The organism is Pseudothermotoga hypogea DSM 11164 = NBRC 106472 (assembly GCF_000816145.1).
Lineage (GTDB): Bacteria > Thermotogota > Thermotogae > Thermotogales > DSM-5069 > Pseudothermotoga_A > Pseudothermotoga_A hypogea.
In genome coordinates this window covers 2,106,482-2,122,684 of the sequence record NZ_CP007141.1, presented here as the reverse complement: position 1 = coordinate 2,122,684, position 16,203 = coordinate 2,106,482, and the positions used below count along the sequence as shown (strand labels likewise).

The 16,203-nt window shown below is 49.5% G+C and carries 16 protein-coding genes; 10 read left to right on the top strand and 6 right to left on the bottom strand.

The genetic code is table 11. The annotated features are described in order from the left end of the window. The first annotated feature begins 4 nt into the window (after positions 1–4). From AJ81_RS10430 to AJ81_RS10410, 5 genes are read left to right on the top strand one after another with little or no spacing between them, the layout of a single operon-like run. A complete protein-coding gene (locus AJ81_RS10430) occupies positions 5–586 on the top strand; it encodes a flavin reductase family protein (RefSeq protein WP_031502818.1) in 582 nt (193 codons plus the stop codon). After that, entirely contained in the window at positions 583–1,563 is a 981-nt protein-coding gene (locus AJ81_RS10425; RefSeq protein ID WP_031502817.1) for a DHH family phosphoesterase, read from the top strand. Before AJ81_RS10430 ends, AJ81_RS10425 begins: the two co-directional genes overlap by 4 nt. Continuing rightward, positions 1,550–5,605, top strand: coding sequence for a diguanylate cyclase (locus AJ81_RS10420; RefSeq protein WP_031502816.1), 4,056 nt, complete (start codon positions 1,550–1,552; stop codon positions 5,603–5,605). Before AJ81_RS10425 ends, AJ81_RS10420 begins: the two co-directional genes overlap by 14 nt. Next, the gene (gene rnr, locus AJ81_RS10415; protein WP_031502815.1) at positions 5,586–7,748 is read left to right on the top strand and encodes a ribonuclease R; all 2,163 of its coding nucleotides are present in this window, start codon (positions 5,586–5,588) and stop codon (positions 7,746–7,748) included. Before AJ81_RS10420 ends, rnr begins: the two co-directional genes overlap by 20 nt. Then, on the top strand, positions 7,720–8,472 hold the full coding sequence (locus tag AJ81_RS10410) for an alpha/beta hydrolase (RefSeq protein WP_031502814.1): 753 nt from the start codon (positions 7,720–7,722) through the stop codon (positions 8,470–8,472). The genes rnr and AJ81_RS10410 overlap by 29 nt, the downstream gene beginning before the upstream one ends. A gap of 2 nt (positions 8,473–8,474) precedes the next feature. On the opposite strand, the gene AJ81_RS10405 is transcribed toward AJ81_RS10410, so the two are convergent. From AJ81_RS10405 to AJ81_RS10380, 6 genes are read right to left on the bottom strand one after another with little or no spacing between them, the layout of a single operon-like run. Continuing rightward, positions 8,475–9,302, bottom strand: a complete 828-nt coding sequence (locus tag AJ81_RS10405) for a LysM peptidoglycan-binding domain-containing protein (protein WP_407636276.1) — start codon at positions 9,300–9,302, stop codon at positions 8,475–8,477. 47 nt (positions 9,303–9,349) lie between these two features. Then, a complete protein-coding gene (locus tag AJ81_RS10400) occupies positions 9,350–10,390 on the bottom strand; it encodes a protein-glutamate methylesterase/protein-glutamine glutaminase (protein ID WP_031502810.1) in 1,041 nt (346 codons plus the stop codon). After that, a complete protein-coding gene (locus tag AJ81_RS10395; RefSeq protein WP_031502802.1) occupies positions 10,372–10,824 on the bottom strand; it encodes a diacylglycerol kinase family protein in 453 nt (150 codons plus the stop codon). The genes AJ81_RS10400 and AJ81_RS10395 overlap by 19 nt, the downstream gene beginning before the upstream one ends. Continuing rightward, entirely contained in the window at positions 10,817–11,419 is a 603-nt protein-coding gene (locus AJ81_RS10390; RefSeq protein WP_031502800.1) for a 2-oxoacid:acceptor oxidoreductase family protein, read from the bottom strand. The genes AJ81_RS10395 and AJ81_RS10390 overlap by 8 nt, the downstream gene beginning before the upstream one ends. Before the next feature lie 4 nt (positions 11,420–11,423). Beyond that, a complete protein-coding gene (locus AJ81_RS10385) occupies positions 11,424–12,245 on the bottom strand; it encodes a 2-oxoacid:ferredoxin oxidoreductase subunit beta (protein WP_031502799.1) in 822 nt (273 codons plus the stop codon). Then, complete coding sequence (locus tag AJ81_RS10380; protein ID WP_031502795.1) at positions 12,235–12,765, bottom strand: deoxycytidylate deaminase; 531 nt, start codon at positions 12,763–12,765, stop codon at positions 12,235–12,237. The genes AJ81_RS10385 and AJ81_RS10380 overlap by 11 nt, the downstream gene beginning before the upstream one ends. 304 nt (positions 12,766–13,069) lie before the next feature. Between AJ81_RS10380 and AJ81_RS10375 the strand changes: the two genes are divergently transcribed. From AJ81_RS10375 to AJ81_RS10355, 5 genes are read left to right on the top strand one after another with little or no spacing between them, the layout of a single operon-like run. Next, positions 13,070–13,603, top strand: coding sequence for a cupin domain-containing protein (locus AJ81_RS10375; protein ID WP_031502793.1), 534 nt, complete (start codon positions 13,070–13,072; stop codon positions 13,601–13,603). 16 nt (positions 13,604–13,619) lie between these two features. After that, the gene (speD, locus tag AJ81_RS10370) at positions 13,620–14,033 is read left to right on the top strand and encodes an adenosylmethionine decarboxylase (RefSeq protein WP_031502790.1); all 414 of its coding nucleotides are present in this window, start codon (positions 13,620–13,622) and stop codon (positions 14,031–14,033) included. Continuing rightward, positions 14,026–14,898, top strand: coding sequence for a polyamine aminopropyltransferase (speE, locus tag AJ81_RS10365; protein ID WP_031502787.1), 873 nt, complete (start codon positions 14,026–14,028; stop codon positions 14,896–14,898). The genes speD and speE overlap by 8 nt, the downstream gene beginning before the upstream one ends. Then, the gene (locus AJ81_RS10360) at positions 14,895–15,701 is read left to right on the top strand and encodes a 50S ribosomal protein L11 methyltransferase (RefSeq protein ID WP_051673626.1); all 807 of its coding nucleotides are present in this window, start codon (positions 14,895–14,897) and stop codon (positions 15,699–15,701) included. The genes speE and AJ81_RS10360 overlap by 4 nt, the downstream gene beginning before the upstream one ends. After that, positions 15,671–16,186, top strand: a complete 516-nt coding sequence (locus AJ81_RS10355; RefSeq protein WP_031502782.1) for a DUF501 domain-containing protein — start codon at positions 15,671–15,673, stop codon at positions 16,184–16,186. The genes AJ81_RS10360 and AJ81_RS10355 overlap by 31 nt, the downstream gene beginning before the upstream one ends. The last annotated feature ends 17 nt before the right edge of the window (positions 16,187–16,203 follow it).

Here is a 16,203-nt window from a genome sequence, read left to right as displayed (position 1 = left end):
CGAAATGGTCTTTGTGGAAACTTTGCAGAAGTACAACTTACACTATCCTGCCAACGTTGCACTGATATGCAGTATGTACGAAGAGAGGATCAACGCGATGGCTGCTGCCTGGCACACGCAACTGTCACACGATCCGCCTCTGTACGGTGTTTCGATTTCACCCAAACGACTGACGCACGATCTGATTCTGTCTTCAAAGGAGTTCACTGTGAACTTCATAAGGTACGATCAAAGCAGACTCGCATCCTTCGTTGGAAAGACCTCGGGAAGGGACATCGATAAACTCAACGTTTTCGAGATAAACCTCACCAGTGGCAACAAGGTGAAGGTGCCGATACTGAGCGATTGCTATGCGGCGTACGAGTGCAAGCTGGTAGATTTCAGGCGTACTGGAGATCACACCTTTTTCATAGGTCTCATCGTAGGTGTTCATTACGATCCAAACGCTTTCACACAGGTTCTCAACGTTCAACCAACGCTGTACCTTGGTTCTGACAACTACGTCACAGTGGACTTTTCCACCAAGAGGGTGCACGATGAAAAACAGGTGAAGGATTATCTGTCGAAGTGGGTGCAGGGAGGATGACGAAGTTCTTGTCCGTAATCTCACAGCTCATATCGGAAGATAACATTCTCGTTTTGGGACACGTGATGCCGGATGGCGATGACATCAGCAGTGTGGCTTCTCTCGCCGAGGGGTTGCGAAGGCTTGGCAAGAAAGTCAGAGCCGCCATTGACGATCAGATTCCGTGGTATTACAAGCTCTTCTTCGCAGTGGATTCTATAGAGTCTTTCGAACAGTTGCAGGACTTTCATCCAGATTTGATAGTGGTTGTTGACTGTTCTTCACCCGACAGGGTGGGAAGGTTTCAACACTTGCTGAAGAACTCGAAAACGATTGTCATAGACCATCACGAAACAAATTCGATGTTTGGAGACTTGAACTTCGTCGACGTCACGAGTGCTTCGACAGCCCAGATAGTTTATAATATGAACAAAGCCATGGGTGTAGTGTACGATCCAGAGCTCGCAACGACCAACTATCTTGGCATCGCCACGGACACAGGCTTCTTCAAGTACTCCAACACGGATGCGAACGTGCTCAAGATCGCCGCAGAACTCGTAGAATTGGGTGCAAAACCATACTTTGTTGCATCAGTGATCCTGGAGAACAAAACGCCCCAGCAGTTCAAACTTCTTGCGAAGATGATCGAACACATGAAAATCGAGGGTGAATTGGTGTACTCTTGGTTGAGTTATGAAGATTACCTTTCACTCGGTTGCAACGAGGACGACAGCAGCGGGTTCGTCTCGGAACTGAGATCTATGAAGGATATAGAGGTCGCGATATTGTTCACGGAGTTTCCCAAGGGTGAAGTCCACGTGAGTTTCAGATCGAAGCAGTGGTTGAACGTGAGCAAGATCGCTTCGGCTCTTGGTGGAGGGGGGCATGCGCGTGCGGCGGGTTGTTCTTACAAGAACGTCGAGCTCGAGAAGGTCATCGACGAGGTTTTGAGCCTGACGCGCGAAGCCATGGTGGGAGGAAGGCATGAGGTTGGTTAAATTTTTACGGCAAACTTACAGTGGCGATGAGTTTTTGATCGTGGCGAACAACGTGTACAAGAGGCTCAAGGTTGTAAAGAGAGAGGCCGTGGAAGAAGGGCGAGAAGAGCTCATAGATTTTCTCACAAAGCTTTCAAGAATGAAACATCCCGCGATCGCACCGATCGAGGAATCTGACTTTCGTTCTGAACTGCCTCAGGTACAGTTCACCTACTACGGTGGAGAGCCCATCGAGATGAAGGAAATGAAGGATGCGCAAGAATTTGCCATGTTCTTGCTTGCTTTGCTGAGGGAGCTCGTCCATCACGGAATCGTCATTCCCGTGATTGGTTTTGAGGATTTTCTGAAGCGAGACGGTGATTATTCCATGATCGCACCGTGCTGGCGCAACCACAAAGAAATTCCTGAGAAAGAAGGTATATTCGTTGCACCGGAGTTTGCCAGTCATGGTGTTGCTTCGGTTGCTTCAACGGCCTACGTGTTCGGCAAGATGATCCTTTCTTTCTCTCAAGATGAGACGATCAGAGAGCTCGTCAGTCAATTTGTTCAGGAAGATCCTACCAGAAGAAGATTGCACTTCGTCATTTCGAGCTCCTCGGTGGGCAGCTTTGGTCGCGTCAGGATCAGGCCAGTCATCCTTGCCCGGCGTGAGGAGGAAGAAATCCTGAGTTTTGTCAAAAACCTTGCGCCGAAACTCAACACGATCTTGGTCTATGGACCACAGAGGAGTGGGAAAACCACGCTCTTAAGTTCGCTCGTCGATCAGTTCAGACATTCAAATATCCCAACAGTTTGGTTGACCAACGTGGATGCACTCGTCACGGACTTGGTTCAGCTGCTGGATGACGAAACCTATTTGAGTTTGGACGATGTGACGAAGAACAACGTTTCCAAATTCCTCTCATCGCAGCTATTGTCATCGGACGAGGTGATACTCACCGTCGCCAAACTTCTGAACAGAATGCGAACGCTGGTCCTTGTGGCAGATGACACGCACGAGTTGACGGCGAGCATGAAAACTCTCTTGAGACAACTGAACGAGTACGTTTATCCTCATGGGCATGTGCTGCTTCTGGCTTCGATCACCGAGGATGTTGGCCTGCCTGTTGATCTGAAGACAGGAGTGGGCCCGCTGAGTTTCGAAGAGACCAAAAGGTTGATCAGCCAATCACTTGCCATCGGTGAAGATAGGATACCCGGTGAGTTCCTTCGCTGGTTGTACACGGTCACACAGGGTCTGGCTGGAAAGATCGCAGAGGTGCTCAAGATCTTGGCTAAGGAGAATAAATTGAGCTTTTCAGAAGGGAATCTTCAAGTAGACAAAACATTCCTCGAGAGCGACATGAGTGGTGTGTTGGAATTGTCCCTGGAGAAATACATGTCTTTGAACGAGGCTTTGTTGAGCCTGTGTGGAGAGAAGTTCTCTCCCGAGGAAGTCCAGATACTCTGTGAGGCGCTCGATTTGAAGAGAGAGGAGTTGAACGACTCGCTACGAACGTTGATGAAAGATGGTTTGATCTACTACGAGAACGAACGTTTCAGGTTCACTTTGCCAGAGATCTGGCGTTCGTTCTACGACAGTGTCTCACCATCGATTCGGAACCAAGCGCACAGTTTCCTGGCCGCGAAGGTCTCTGACCGGGAGAAAAGGGCTTGGCATCTCAGAATGTTGGGCAAGACCATTTCTGCGGCAGCCATGTACCTTCTGGCGGCTCGAAGGGAGATCTCTTCGTACGGGGACATCTCGGCGGCGCTCGATTACCTTGCTCAGGCTCAGCAGTTGATGCGAGATAGAGAAAGTTACGCTTTGGTGAGTTTGAAGTTCAAAGCGTTGGGCATCAAGGGACAGTCGAACAGTCTGAAGCTCTTCGCGAAAGAACTTGAAAAGAAGGAAAAATTCGCTTTCTTCAGATACGCTGCACTCGTCATAGCGGGTGAAGTAAGAGAAGCTTCTGAACTCGAAAAAGAGATCGATTTTTCAGGCAGAGCTTCTTACTCTGAACTGTCCAGACTCATTTACAGAGCTCGAAGAATTCTCCGCTCGGGCGAGAGAGTCGATCAAGAACTCATCAAAAAGCTTTCATTGCTTGTTTCTAACTTGCTGGATCTACCACTGCACAAAAAATTGAAAGCTTCCACCCTGAACGTTCTCGCTCGTGCCAGGGGCATCGAATCGATGCGCAGTCTGGATTTGCTCAATACCGCCAGATCTCTCGCCGAAGAAGGACCTTTCTACGATGTTCTGGCGGACACGCTACTATTGCTTGGAACGCGTTTGACGGCCACGCCTGAAGCGCAGAGACTCTTTTCACAGGTTGTTGAAATCGCCAACAAGATAGGTTCTCAGGATCTTTTGATGACCGCGCTTAGTAACATGATGTGGACCAACCTGTACAGAGGCGAAATCGAGAAGATGTTCAGTGCGATGTACCAACTCAGGGAGTTTGCAAGGATGGTTGCGAACGGTGTGACCGAGGCTTACACGTACTTCGTGGAAGCGCAGTACCACACGTACAACAAACAATTGGAAGAAGCTTTGGAGGATCTCGAAAAAGAAAGGTCCATAGAGAAGTCACTCGGCATAGAAGAACGAGGGCTAAGGGCGATGGTTGCAGCACATGCGATCTGTGGAAACATCGATGAAGCAAGAAAAATTTTGAAGGAGAACATAGACAATCCCGCTTTGAACAATCCATTGTTCGTTGAATTCAGGGATCTTTTACTTGCTGAGAATGATGAAGAATTGTTAAGATCGTGGAAAAAGTTTTTGAGCAAAGATCATCTCTATTGGATGGAAGAAGCTTACCAAGTGTTTGGAGCGAAGATCGCAGTTCTCGACAGAGACTCTTTCTTCAGCTTTGCCGAGAGGCTTGAGAAGGAAGCGATAAAGTCTGGTGCATTTCTTTCACTCGCTCAAGTGCTCGAATCTCTGGCTCTGGCCTATAAAACGTTGGGGGAAGATTTGCTCGCTCTGAACTACGCAGAGAGAGCGACCACAATTTACAGGACTCACAGCTTCGATGCCGCAGCCGATTGGCTCGAAAACAGACTCGGCGTGGAATCAGAAATGAGTAGACTCATGCGAACGCTCGAGATGGGTTCTGTGAAAGAAGAAGATATCAAAGTGAAGCTTGGCGATCTGAGATCTTTGGTGAGAAGTTTTGTGGACAGCTATGCCGTCACGCAATACGCGTTTGACACGCTCAAGGTCGCGGATATTCAAGACGATTTGAAGTCCATCTTGGATTTTTTGCTCTCCAGAATGATGAACGTTCTACCTGTGAACTCGGCGGCGTTGATTTTGACCGATGGTTCTGGAAGGATTGTTGAGCTTTCGCAATTCAACGTGAAGGATATTCCAAAGAACCCGGCTGCGTCTTATGAACCGTTCGAGGTCTATCACACAATACAACTTGATCACAATTACAGATTGAGCCTGTATCTGGCGAACAAGTCGCTGTACGTCAACAGGATTCAGGGTGAGAACCTGATGAGGATCGTTTTGAACTTGCAGGATATCTCAACGCACATTCTGAAGAACGCACTCTCTTACAGACGTAGCATAACCGATCCTCTAACGGGCCTTTACACCAGATGGTACTTTCTTCAAAGACTGCGTGAGGAGTTCGAGAGAGCCAAGAGGTACAGCGGTAGCTTCTCGGTGGTCATGGCCGACATAGACGATTTCAAGAAGGTGAACGACACTTACGGTCACAAGATCGGAGATGAGGTTCTGAAATTCATCTCATCTGTGATGAGAACTTACACGCGTACGACCGACATAGTGGGTCGCTATGGAGGAGAAGAATTCATTTTGATACTGCCCAACACTGACAAAGAGAGTGCGGCTTTGGTCTGTCAAAAGATACTGCACGGTATGATAGCGATGAACCCGTTCGATTTCAGAATCACCATGAGTTTCGGTGTGGCGGGTTATCCGGAAGATGATGTGTTCGAACCCGACGAGCTCGTCAGCCTCGCTGACAAAGCTATGTACATCTCGAAAGAAAGGGGTAAAGCTTGTGTCACGGTCTATAGATGATCTGAAGAGAGAAATCCTGTCGCTCTTCGAAGCAGACAGCAAGTACACGTTGAAGGCCATCTACAAGGCACTCAAGGTGAAAGCAAAAGATGAAAAACGTATGGTGAGGGATGCGATCAGGCAACTGCTCGAGGAAGGGCAATTGATCAGGGACGGAAAAGGGTATTATCATTCGGCAGAGTCGAGCAACCTGGTGGCTGGCACCATCGAATTTTCCAGAAGGGGCACCATCGCCTTCGTCACCACCGATCAGGGGCAAGAGATCGCGGTACCGGTTGAATTCACATCCAGCGCCATGCATGGTGACAAAGTTTTGATAGAGATCGTGGGTAAATGGCGGAACCTGCCCATGGGGAAGGTCACGCGCGTTTTGAAACGTGGTAAGGAAAAGATCGTGGGCGTCTTCGAAGTGAGAAGAACTCGTGGTTTTGTTATCCCAGATGATCCAAAAATAATCTATGACTTTTACGTTCCCATTGAATGCATAAACGGCGCAAAACCCCATCAGCGTGTCATCGCGAGGATCACGAAGTGGCCAAGGAAGGGCAAAGATCCGGAGGCTTGTATTGAGACCGTTCTCGGTAACGTGGACGATCCGAAGACCGACGTACCTGCCGTGATGGCGAAGTACGATCTTACGGACCGATTCCCCGACGAAGTGCTCGCCGAGCTGGAACAACTCCCCGACGATGTGAGACAAGAAGACATCGATGGCAGGATGGATCTCAGAGACGAGATCGTCTTCACGATAGACGGTGAGGATGCCAAAGATTTTGACGATGCCGTGTCGATAAAGAAACTCCCCAAGGGGAAATACCTGCTTGGGGTCCATATCGCCGATGTTTCCCATTACGTGAAGGAAAATACGGCTCTTGACAAAGAAGCGTATCGTAGGGGAACAAGCGTGTATCTGCTCGACACGGTTGTTCCGATGTTGCCCTTCAAACTGTCCAACAATCTGTGCAGCCTGATGGAAGACAAGGATAGGCTCACCTTCACCGTCGAGATGATCATAGACGAAGAAGGACGAGTGCTCGATTTCGATGTCGCACCGAGTGTCATAAGGAGCAAAAAGAGACTGACTTACACCATTGTGAACAGGTTGCTCGAGGGTGACCAAACGATTGAGCGCGCTCTTGGAAAACAGATTACCGATTCATTGAAAATGATGCACGAACTTTCCTTGATCTTGAGGCAGGCTCGCCAGAAACGGGGTGCCATAACGGACATAGAGGGTGGAGAAGTTGAGGTAGTGATGGATGATAAAGGGCAGGTTGTGGACATCGTGCCGAGGAAGCGCGGACCTGCTGAAATATTGATTGAAGAGTTCATGATAAGGGCGAACGAGACGGTTGCCGAGATCTTTCACAATGCCGGGCTTCCTTTTGTCTACAGGGTTCACGAAGAGCCGGATCCGGAGACCATTCTCCAGCTGAAGGAGTACGTGGAGGCACTCGGACTGAAGGTGAAATTTCCAAAGACAATGCATCCGAGCATTCTGCAGAAGGTGCTCGAGTTGGTCAGGGATCATCCACTGCGCTCCAGCGTCGAGAAGTTGATGGTCAGGTCCATGAAGCGTGCGATGTACTCCTTCACGAACATAGGACACTTTGGACTTGCTTCTTATGCGTACACACACTTCACCTCGCCGATCAGGAGGTACCCCGATTTGGTCGTTCACCGTCTGTTGAAACTTTATCTCAGGCAGGGGAATAGGTTCACGGAAAAACAGATCGAGATCTATTCGAAGCTCTTGCCGAAGATAGCCCAGCACTGCAGCAAGCGAGAAAGGATCGCGGACGAAGCTGAATGGGACCTTTTGGCAATGAAAAAGGTGGAGTACATAAGCAGGCACATGGACAAGATTTTTGACGCAGTCGTGACGAACGTCACGCGCTTCGGTTTGTTTGTTGAAATACCAGACAAGCTCATCTCTGGGCTTGTTCATATCTCAACGCTCGATGATTACTACTTTTACGATGAGCGAAAAAACATACTCGTGGGAGAACGAACGGGAAGAATCTTCAAAATAGGTGACACACTCAAAGTCAGGGTCCTGCGTGCGGACAAGATCGCTGGGGAGATAGACTTCGAGCTGGTGGGGGAAGAGGAACGTGTGGATAAAAGAGTTTCAAGGAAATGAAGGGCACGTGATTTTGGTGCACGGTCTCGGTGAGCATGCGAAACGTTATCAATGGCTTGTCGATTTGCTCATTCCACGGTTCGGAGTGACCCTCTTTGACTTGCCGGGTCACGGAGAGAGCGAGGGAAAGCGTGGCCATGCGAGTTTTTCGGAAATCTTCAACATCATCGACGAGCTGGTCTCTCGTCATCCTGGCTGTTTCCTCATGGGTCACAGCCTGGGCGGGCTCATCGCGATCCGATACGTAGAATTGAGGAACAACGTGAAGGGTCTAATAGTCACCTCACCCGCACTGCATCTTCCTAACAGCAACATAGCTTTGAGAACAGTTGCTTCAATCTTTTCGATCTTGGCACCGGCGTTGACCTTCGACAACGGGATAAACCCGAACGATCTTTCCACCAATCCAGAGGCAGTTCAAAAGTACGTGGCGGACCCATTGGTCCACAGGAGAATTTCTGCAAGACTTGCAGCAGACCTTTTCAAACACAGTCAGATGGCTTTGAAAGAAGCTCACAGGATAAAGGTTCCAACCTTCGTTGCTGTAGGTAGTGAGGATAGAGTGACGCTTCCAACCGGGGCGAGGCAGTTCTTCGAAAACCTCACGGTGAAGGACCGGGTTCTCAAAGTGTACCAAGGATCTTACCACGAGCTGTTCGAAGACAGCTACAACGCCGAAGTATTTAAACTGGATCTTCTAAGCTGGCTAAATTCACACCGTTGATCTTACTGACCGCCCATACCCTCTTCGGCGCTTTCTCTCAGTACATAAACTTTCGTCGAGGAAGGCAGATAGGCAAGGGGATTCACGACCTCTCCCTTTGCCAAAACCTCGATTTCGAAGTGAAGGTGTGGCCCCGTACTCACACCCGTGCTGCCCACACGCCCGATCAATGTGCCTCTGTCGACCCTCTGTCCAACGTACACCGTTATCTTGGATAGATGAGCGTATCTGAAGATCTCTTTCGAACCCTTCACTTCCACGAGTAACCCATAGCCTGACTTTTCACCAGCGAAGATCACCGTACCGGGTGCAGAGGCAAAGACGGGCGTACCCTCAGGTGCCGCAATGTCTATACCCGAGTGGAAGGACATCTGCTTGGTTATGGGATGTCTTCGCCAGCCGAATGGAGAGGATATCACGCCGTAAGTCGGCCATATGTAACCTTTTTCGACGTTGAAAGCTTTTCCAATACAACTGATCGGGATGAAAAGCTTTTGACCGACGGTGATGCTGTCTGATCTCAGATCGTTCGCTGTCTTTATATCCGAAACGGTGGTGAAGAAGGACTTCGCTATGGAATAGAGGGTATCGCCTTTCCTCACAGTGTAGATCAATCCCTCGGGTTGCGGTATCAGCAGCCTCTGGCCGGGAGAAAGCCTCAAGGGGTTTATGCCGTTCCAATCCAGAATCGTCGAGGGAGAAACGTTGAACTTGCGCGCGATGTCATAAAGCGTATCACCCTGTTGTACGATATATGTTACCGTCAAATACCCCCCAAGTACAACGGTGAGGAGAAACACTATAAGCAAGAGACACAGAATCCTTCGCACGCCCATCTCCCCTCTGTCTTTTTATAATTATACCAACTGACCCCTCTTCAAACCAACTCGACCAACTTTTCAGCTATCTTGTCAGCAGGAAGTATGTAATCGGCGTATCCTTCCTCCACAACAGCCTTTGGCATTCCATAAACCACACACGTGGATTCGTGCTCCGCGATGACTTTCCCACCATAGTACTTTACCATGAAAGCACCCTTGGTGCCATCCCTTCCCATTCCAGTCAGTATGACCGCAATGGTGTTGCTTTTGTAGATTTCTGCGACTTTCGTCAGCGTGAAATCCACAGCGGGCCTTACGTTGTTGATCTTATCTGATCTATCCAGATAAAGCTGAACTGTTGAATTCATCGTTCGAACACCGAGGTGGAAATCACCGGGCGCCACGTAGACAGTTCCTTTGTTCACGGGCTCGCCATCTTCGGCTTCTTTCACGCGCACCTTGGAAATGGAGTTCAACCTCATGGCGAGTGATTTCGTGAACACCGGCGGCATGTGTTGTACCAGAAAGATAGGTGCAGGAAAATCTTCAGGCAACGCGGGTACGATCACATCAAGTGATCTTGGTCCCCCAGTCGAAGCACCTATGACCACCGCTTTGTTGCCCAGCAGAGGCATCTTGATTCTCGCTACCGTGGGTCTGGCGATCTTCTTTGTGAGAACACTCTTCGGATCAACGAGCATCGCGTTCCTGATTTTGCTGACCAGCGTGTCTGCTACCTCTCTGAAGGTGAGAGAGATCGAACCTGAAGGCTTCGTGAGGAAATCGACGGCACCCAGTGTGAGAGCCGTTATCGTGATATCGGCACCTTCTTCCGTCAGACTGCTGACCATGATCACTCTGACGGGATATCTCTGCGCAATTCTCTTCAGCACCTCGATTCCGTTCATTCTGGGCATTTCGACATCCAGCGTGACGACGTCAGGTTTCTTCTCCTCGATCAGCTGCAACGCTTCGAGCCCATCTTTCGCTACTCCAACCACCTGCATGTCCGGTTGTGAGTCGATGATGTCCTTCAAAACCATCCTCATGAACGCCGAATCATCCACGACGACGACCCTTATCTTCGTTTGCGCCATGAACTTACGACCCTCCAAATCAAAGAAACTGTTGGAAAGAGCAGAACAAAAATCAGAGCGATTAGTTTACCTACAGATTGGCTCCAACCAAACATGGCTCTACCCAGAACGATCACGCCAACGACCACCGCAAAAAGAGAATACCACAAAACTATGCCCGCCGCCACGTCTTTCACGAATTTCACCGTCGGGTGCGGCTTGATCTCGTACAGGTCCATGATGGATTCGACGAGCGTGTTGAGCAATTCCATACCGATCACTGAGAAAACTGCGAAAATGAGCCAGAGCAATTCGTTCGCTGTGAGCTCGAGAACGTAAGAGATCAGCAGCACAAATGAACCGATTGCGAAATGTAACTTCAAGTTCCGTTCTTTCCCGATCGCTTCGCTGAACCCTTCTACTGCGTGAATGAACGAAGACAGAGTTTCACTCAAAACCGAGCGTTCTAACCTTTTGCTCGGATCTGATCCTGTACTCTTTCGTGACAGATTCGTATCCATATTCGATCGCCTCGATGTTCATCTTTACGTACCTTTCCGAGACAGTTTCTTCAACAGCTTTGCGCAACGATTCTATGCTCACCAATCGCGTTGCCTTGACCAACGCGCCCAGACCTATCATGTTCGAAACGATGGGGGTTTTGAACTTATCTATGGCCATCCTTTCCAGTGGTAGTGCTATCACTTTCTTCGTCAGCGTAAAGATTTTCTGGGGCATGTTCTGAAGGTAGGTGTAATCGAGGAGCAGAACGCCGTTGACCCTGAGTAACTTGTAGTAAGTCCTGACAACATCAGGATGCATTAAGTACATCACGTCGAACTGTGTTGCCTCCGGAAAATCGATCCAGTTATCGTCTATGAGCACGTCGCAGTGGCTTATACCTCCACGCACCTGCGCACCGTACAGCTGAGTCTGAACGACGTACTTGCCGTCGAAGACAGCAGCCTGCGCGAGTATCCTTCCAGCCAAGACACTTCCCTGTCCACCACTTCCTGCCACTCTGACTGCGATAGGTTCCGACAGCGCCATGGTTTCACTCCTTTCTCGAGATGGTCTCCACAAGCTTCTTATACCTGTCGTGGAAGGTCGGTTTATCCTCCACGTGGAATTCTCCTATAATTATCTTGTCCTTCAACTCCTCTGCACTCACGTTCTTGGCTCTCTCCAGCGTGACAGAGTTCTTCTTGAAGTACTCGATCATCTGAGACGCATCGCCTATCCTGTTGTACCGGCCGTAATAAGTGTGGCAGTTCGTCACGGCCTCAACAACCGCCGTACCACGGTGGCTCAGCGCTCGCTTTATGTACTGTACCAAGAGCGGATAGTGGTACACCGTTGCCCTTGCAACATAAGTTGCACCCGCGGCGATGGCTACCTTCACCGTGTCGAATGGTGGTTCTGTATTACCGAAAGGAGCGGTGGATGCAACCTTTTCGACCGGAGTCGTGGGCGAAACCTGTCCTCCGGTCATACCGTATATCATGTTGTTGAAAACGATGATCGTCAAATCGATGTTCCTCCTGCACGCATGAATGAAGTGATTGCCTCCTATGGCGAGAATGTCTCCATCACCGCCCAGAACGACGACGTGAAAATCGGGCCTCGCCAACTTCACGCCCGTCGCAAACGCGATTGCCCTTCCGTGCAGAGTGTGCAACGTGTTGAAATCGATGTAGCCCGTCGCGCGCGAGGAACAACCTATACCGGAGACAGCGGCCATCTTATCTTTGCTGAGGCCGAGTTCGTGGACTGCTTGCAGGAACGCTTTCAAAACGATGCCGTTGCCACATCCAGGACACCATATCGTTGGCCACCTTTCACTTCTCAGATAATCCAAGAGGGCTTCAACCTTCAACTTCTTCACCTCCAGTTATTCTGTCGACCGTGATTCGGCACGCGTTGAAGAAGTAATCCGTGAGTGGATCTGGATAATCGTGTTCGTACACCACTCTGGTAATGCCCGCGTTTATGATCAGCCGGGCGCAAACGGAACAGGGCTTGGTCGTCACGTAAATGGTGGCACCTTGCGTTGATATACCAAACTTGGCTGCCTGCATGAGTGCGTTCTGCTCCGCGTGTAAACCGAAACACACTTCCTGGTTCCTGCCAGAGGGTATCGCCAACGCATCTCTCACACAACCGATGGAATCACAGTGTGGGAATCCTGAAGGTGGCTGATTGTAACCGGTCGCTAAGATTCTGTTTTCCCTAACGATCAGCGCACCGACTTTTCTGTGCAAGCATGTGGATCGCTCACTGATCATGTGAGAGATACGCATGAAATAAACGTCCCACGGTACTCTGTTGTCCGCAGTCTTCAGAAGATTCAGATTCTTGAGATACTCTTTCAGCCGGTCCGTGAGATCTGGTTTCATACCAAATACAATGATACACCTTCAACCCCTGCAAAAGTAACTATGAGTCGTTTTCTCCGCTCAGTGAGTGAACAAAACAATGATGCTCATGATAAGTGTCACAATCGGTCAAATATTCAAAACAGTCAACGAAGTACTGCGCGCCGAGTCTGAACCAGCGGAGATTTTGTAAAGATTTCTTAAAGAGGTTCTCATACCCATTGGGGCTACCCGGTCTTATAATGACTACGTAAGTTGACCAAGTGTGATTATAATACTTAACAGCACAGAGAAGTTGACAGGTCAAAGGAATTGGGGTGTTGTTATGAACGTGGGCGACAAGATCAGAAGATTGAGGATGTCCAGGGGTTTGACACAAGAGGAGCTTGCGATGCGAACAGATCTTTCAAGAAGTTTCATATCGCAGCTGGAGAGCAACAAGACGTCTCTGTCACTCGACACGCTCGAAAAGATACTCAGGGCGCTGGGAACTGATTTGAAAGCGTTTTTCTCGGATCAGGAAGAGGAAAAGATCGTATTCAAGAAGGAAGATAGAATTCCGCTCTACGATCAACCAGATGGTGTGTCTTCGTTCCTGTTGATGAGCGATGTGGAGACGAAGAAGATAGATCCTACACTCGTTGTGCTTGCACCCGGAGCTCAAACAGAGGAAGAGAGTTACCACGAAGGAGACGAGTTTGGATACGTACTTCAGGGCAAGGTCGATCTCTGGTTGGACGATGTCCGATACAGGCTCTCGCAGGGAGATTGTTTTTACTACAGAGCGGACAAGAAACACATGCTCAAGAACCCGAGTAAGAAAAGGGAGGCTGTGGTCCTCTGGATCGAAATAGACTGAAGGGGAGGGATTCAAAATGGAGAAAAGCTTGGGTAGGCACTTGATTGCGGAGTTTTACGACTGCGATCCTCAGGCTATCGACGATGTGGAATTCGTCGAGGAAAAAATGAAAAACGCAGCGATAATCGCTGGTGCGACGATCGTTGGTAGTTCGTTCCACCGGTTCCTCCCCTACGGAGTGAGCGGTGTGGTTGTGATCAGCGAATCCCATCTCACTATCCACACGTGGCCCGAATATCGTTATGCGGCGATCGACCTGTTCACGTGTGGTGAGGACACTGACCCGTGGAAGGCGTTCGAATACCTGAAGCAGGTCTTCAAGGCGAAGAGAACGCAGGTGTTCGAGCATCTCAGAGGAGATTACAGAACCATAGGCATACCGTTCGAAGCCTCGCACAAGGCTGTCAAAGGAGGAGTGAAACATGAATGAGAAGTTGCTCGCGGGTAAGCACCTGTGGTACTTCGAGTACTACACCGGCGGTGACGTCGGACTGTTCATGAAGATCGCCCGTATGGTTCATTCTGAGCAAACTCCGATCCAGAGGATAGACATCTTCGACAACCCAACTTTGGGTAGGGTGTTCGCCTTAGATGGCATCACTATGACCACAGACAAAGACGAGTTCATGTACCACGAGATGCTCGCACACGTGCCCATGTTCACTCACCCGAACCCGAAGAATGTGCTCATCATAGGTGGAGGGGACGGAGGAACGCTCAGAGAGGTACTGAGACATCCTGAGGTTGAGAGTGTGGTTCTCTGTGAAATCGACAGGCGTGTGGTTGAAGTTTCAAAACAGTACCTCAAGACGGGAGAGGCCTTCAACAGCGACAAGGTAGAGCTCGTCTTCGAAAACGGTGCCGAGTATGTCAAGAAAATCAAGAATCAATTCGACGTGATCATAATCGATTCGACAGACCCAACGGCCGGTGAAGGAGGACACTTGTTCACACAGGATTTCTACAGGGCGTGCTTTGACGCTCTGAAAGATGGTGGTGTTATGTGTGCCGAGGCAGAGAACGCGCTGTACGATTTCAACTGGACGAAGATAGCTTACAGAAGGATAAAGAGTATCTTTCCCGTTGTCAAGGCCTACGTTGGTTTCATGACGACGTACCCATCAGGCTTTTGGCTTTACATACTTGCTTCGAAGGGACTGGATCCGATCAAAGACTACAGGTTTGAAGCTGCGAGAGCGATGTCGCAGCAGTTGAAGTACTACAACGAAGAGTTGCACAAGGCGTGTTTCGTTTTGCCGAACTTTGTCAAGAGAACCTTAGAGGAAAGCCTGTGAGTGGAAGAAAGACGATCGAATGGTTGCTGACCTGTCCCGACCCAGAAGGAGTCGAGGAATTCCTTCTGGGTCTTAATTTTTTCAACTTCGCGCTCGAGGCCACTGAAAATGGAAACTTCGTTCGCGTCTACACGAACGATGAGGGTCTGCTCGAGCGGCTTCGACTCCAGTTTGGGTGCGAACTGATCGATAAGAAGCTGACTCAGGAGCGCGACTGGTTTTTGTACCTTCGCTTGAAGCCTTTCGAGATCGTCCCGAATGTCTGGATAGATCCGACGCACAGGTTCAGAAAGAATGCGATAGTGATCAAGATGAAACCGAGCGCTGCGTTCGGCACAGGAGATCATCCCACAACGAAACTGGCGGCACGGCTGATGTATAATCATTTGAAAAGTAAAGATCGTGTGCTGGATGTGGGATGCGGCACAGGAGTACTTGCCATCATTGCCAAAAAACTCGGTGTTAGAAAAGTCGTTGCGGTTGACAACGATCCTGTGGCTGTGGAGATAGCCAAAGAATTTGCGCGCAGGAACCGAGTCCAAATAGACATCAAACTGTCGGACCTTTTGGAGAACGTTTCTGGCACGTTCGATCTGGTCGTTGCGAATCTGACGACGAATCTGGTAATATCCTTGTTGAAACAGATTGACAGGGTTACGAAAGCCGGTTCCAGGATCATCGTGTCTGGTATTCCTCGTGTGGATGACGAAAAAGTTAAGATGGCCGTTAGAGAGAAAAGCCTTCAAATTGTTGAGGAGGCTGAGTTGGAAGATTGGAAGGCGTTCTGTTTGAAGACGTATTGATCATCGAAAGACAGATCGGCAGAAAACCTCTCGGCGTGAGGAGAGTCGTGCTCAGGTGCGAGCACAATTTTCCCGTGGTCATAGAGAACGAATGTGAAATCGATGGAAAGCCTTTCCCAACGCTCTTCTGGCTGGTTTGTCCAAAACTCTGTAGAGAGATATCCCGGCTCGAGCAACTCGGATGGATCAGCAGGTTTGAAAAGATCATCAACGAAGATCCGGACTTTGAAAGGGCGTACATCGACGCACACCTACAAGTACGAGAGCTCAGGGACAAGGTTGTACGTAACGAAGGTGCGCGGCAGATCCTGTCTCGACTCGGCACCGGTGGTATACGTAACCTGAGAACTGTTAAGTGTTTGCACCTTCACGTGGCCGATCGTCTCGCGGGTGTGAAGAACCCTGTCGGAGAGATGGTCCTTCAGATGATCGATCGGCCATTCTGTGAGGGCGACAGGATCCTTTGTCGTGAACTTCGTGCATAGCGCACTGGTCAAAATAG

Excerpts from the sequence above, each read along its gene's own strand:
- AJ81_RS10430 (WP_031502818.1), top strand. The coding sequence starts at position 5 with ATGGTCTTTGTGGAAACTTTGCAGAAGTACAACTTACACTATCCTGCC.
- AJ81_RS10380 (WP_031502795.1), bottom strand. The coding sequence starts at position 12,765 with ATGAAACCAGATCTCACGGACCGGCTGAAAGAGTATCTCAAGAATCTG.
- AJ81_RS10375 (WP_031502793.1), top strand. The coding sequence starts at position 13,070 with ATGAACGTGGGCGACAAGATCAGAAGATTGAGGATGTCCAGGGGTTTG.
- AJ81_RS10390 (WP_031502800.1), bottom strand. The coding sequence starts at position 11,419 with ATGGCGCTGTCGGAACCTATCGCAGTCAGAGTGGCAGGAAGTGGTGGA.
- AJ81_RS10400 (WP_031502810.1), bottom strand. The coding sequence starts at position 10,390 with ATGGCGCAAACGAAGATAAGGGTCGTCGTCGTGGATGATTCGGCGTTC.
- AJ81_RS10425 (WP_031502817.1), top strand. The coding sequence starts at position 583 with ATGACGAAGTTCTTGTCCGTAATCTCACAGCTCATATCGGAAGATAAC.
- speD (WP_031502790.1), top strand. The coding sequence starts at position 13,620 with ATGGAGAAAAGCTTGGGTAGGCACTTGATTGCGGAGTTTTACGACTGC.
- speE (WP_031502787.1), top strand. The coding sequence starts at position 14,026 with ATGAATGAGAAGTTGCTCGCGGGTAAGCACCTGTGGTACTTCGAGTAC.
- AJ81_RS10420 (WP_031502816.1), top strand. The coding sequence starts at position 1,550 with ATGAGGTTGGTTAAATTTTTACGGCAAACTTACAGTGGCGATGAGTTT.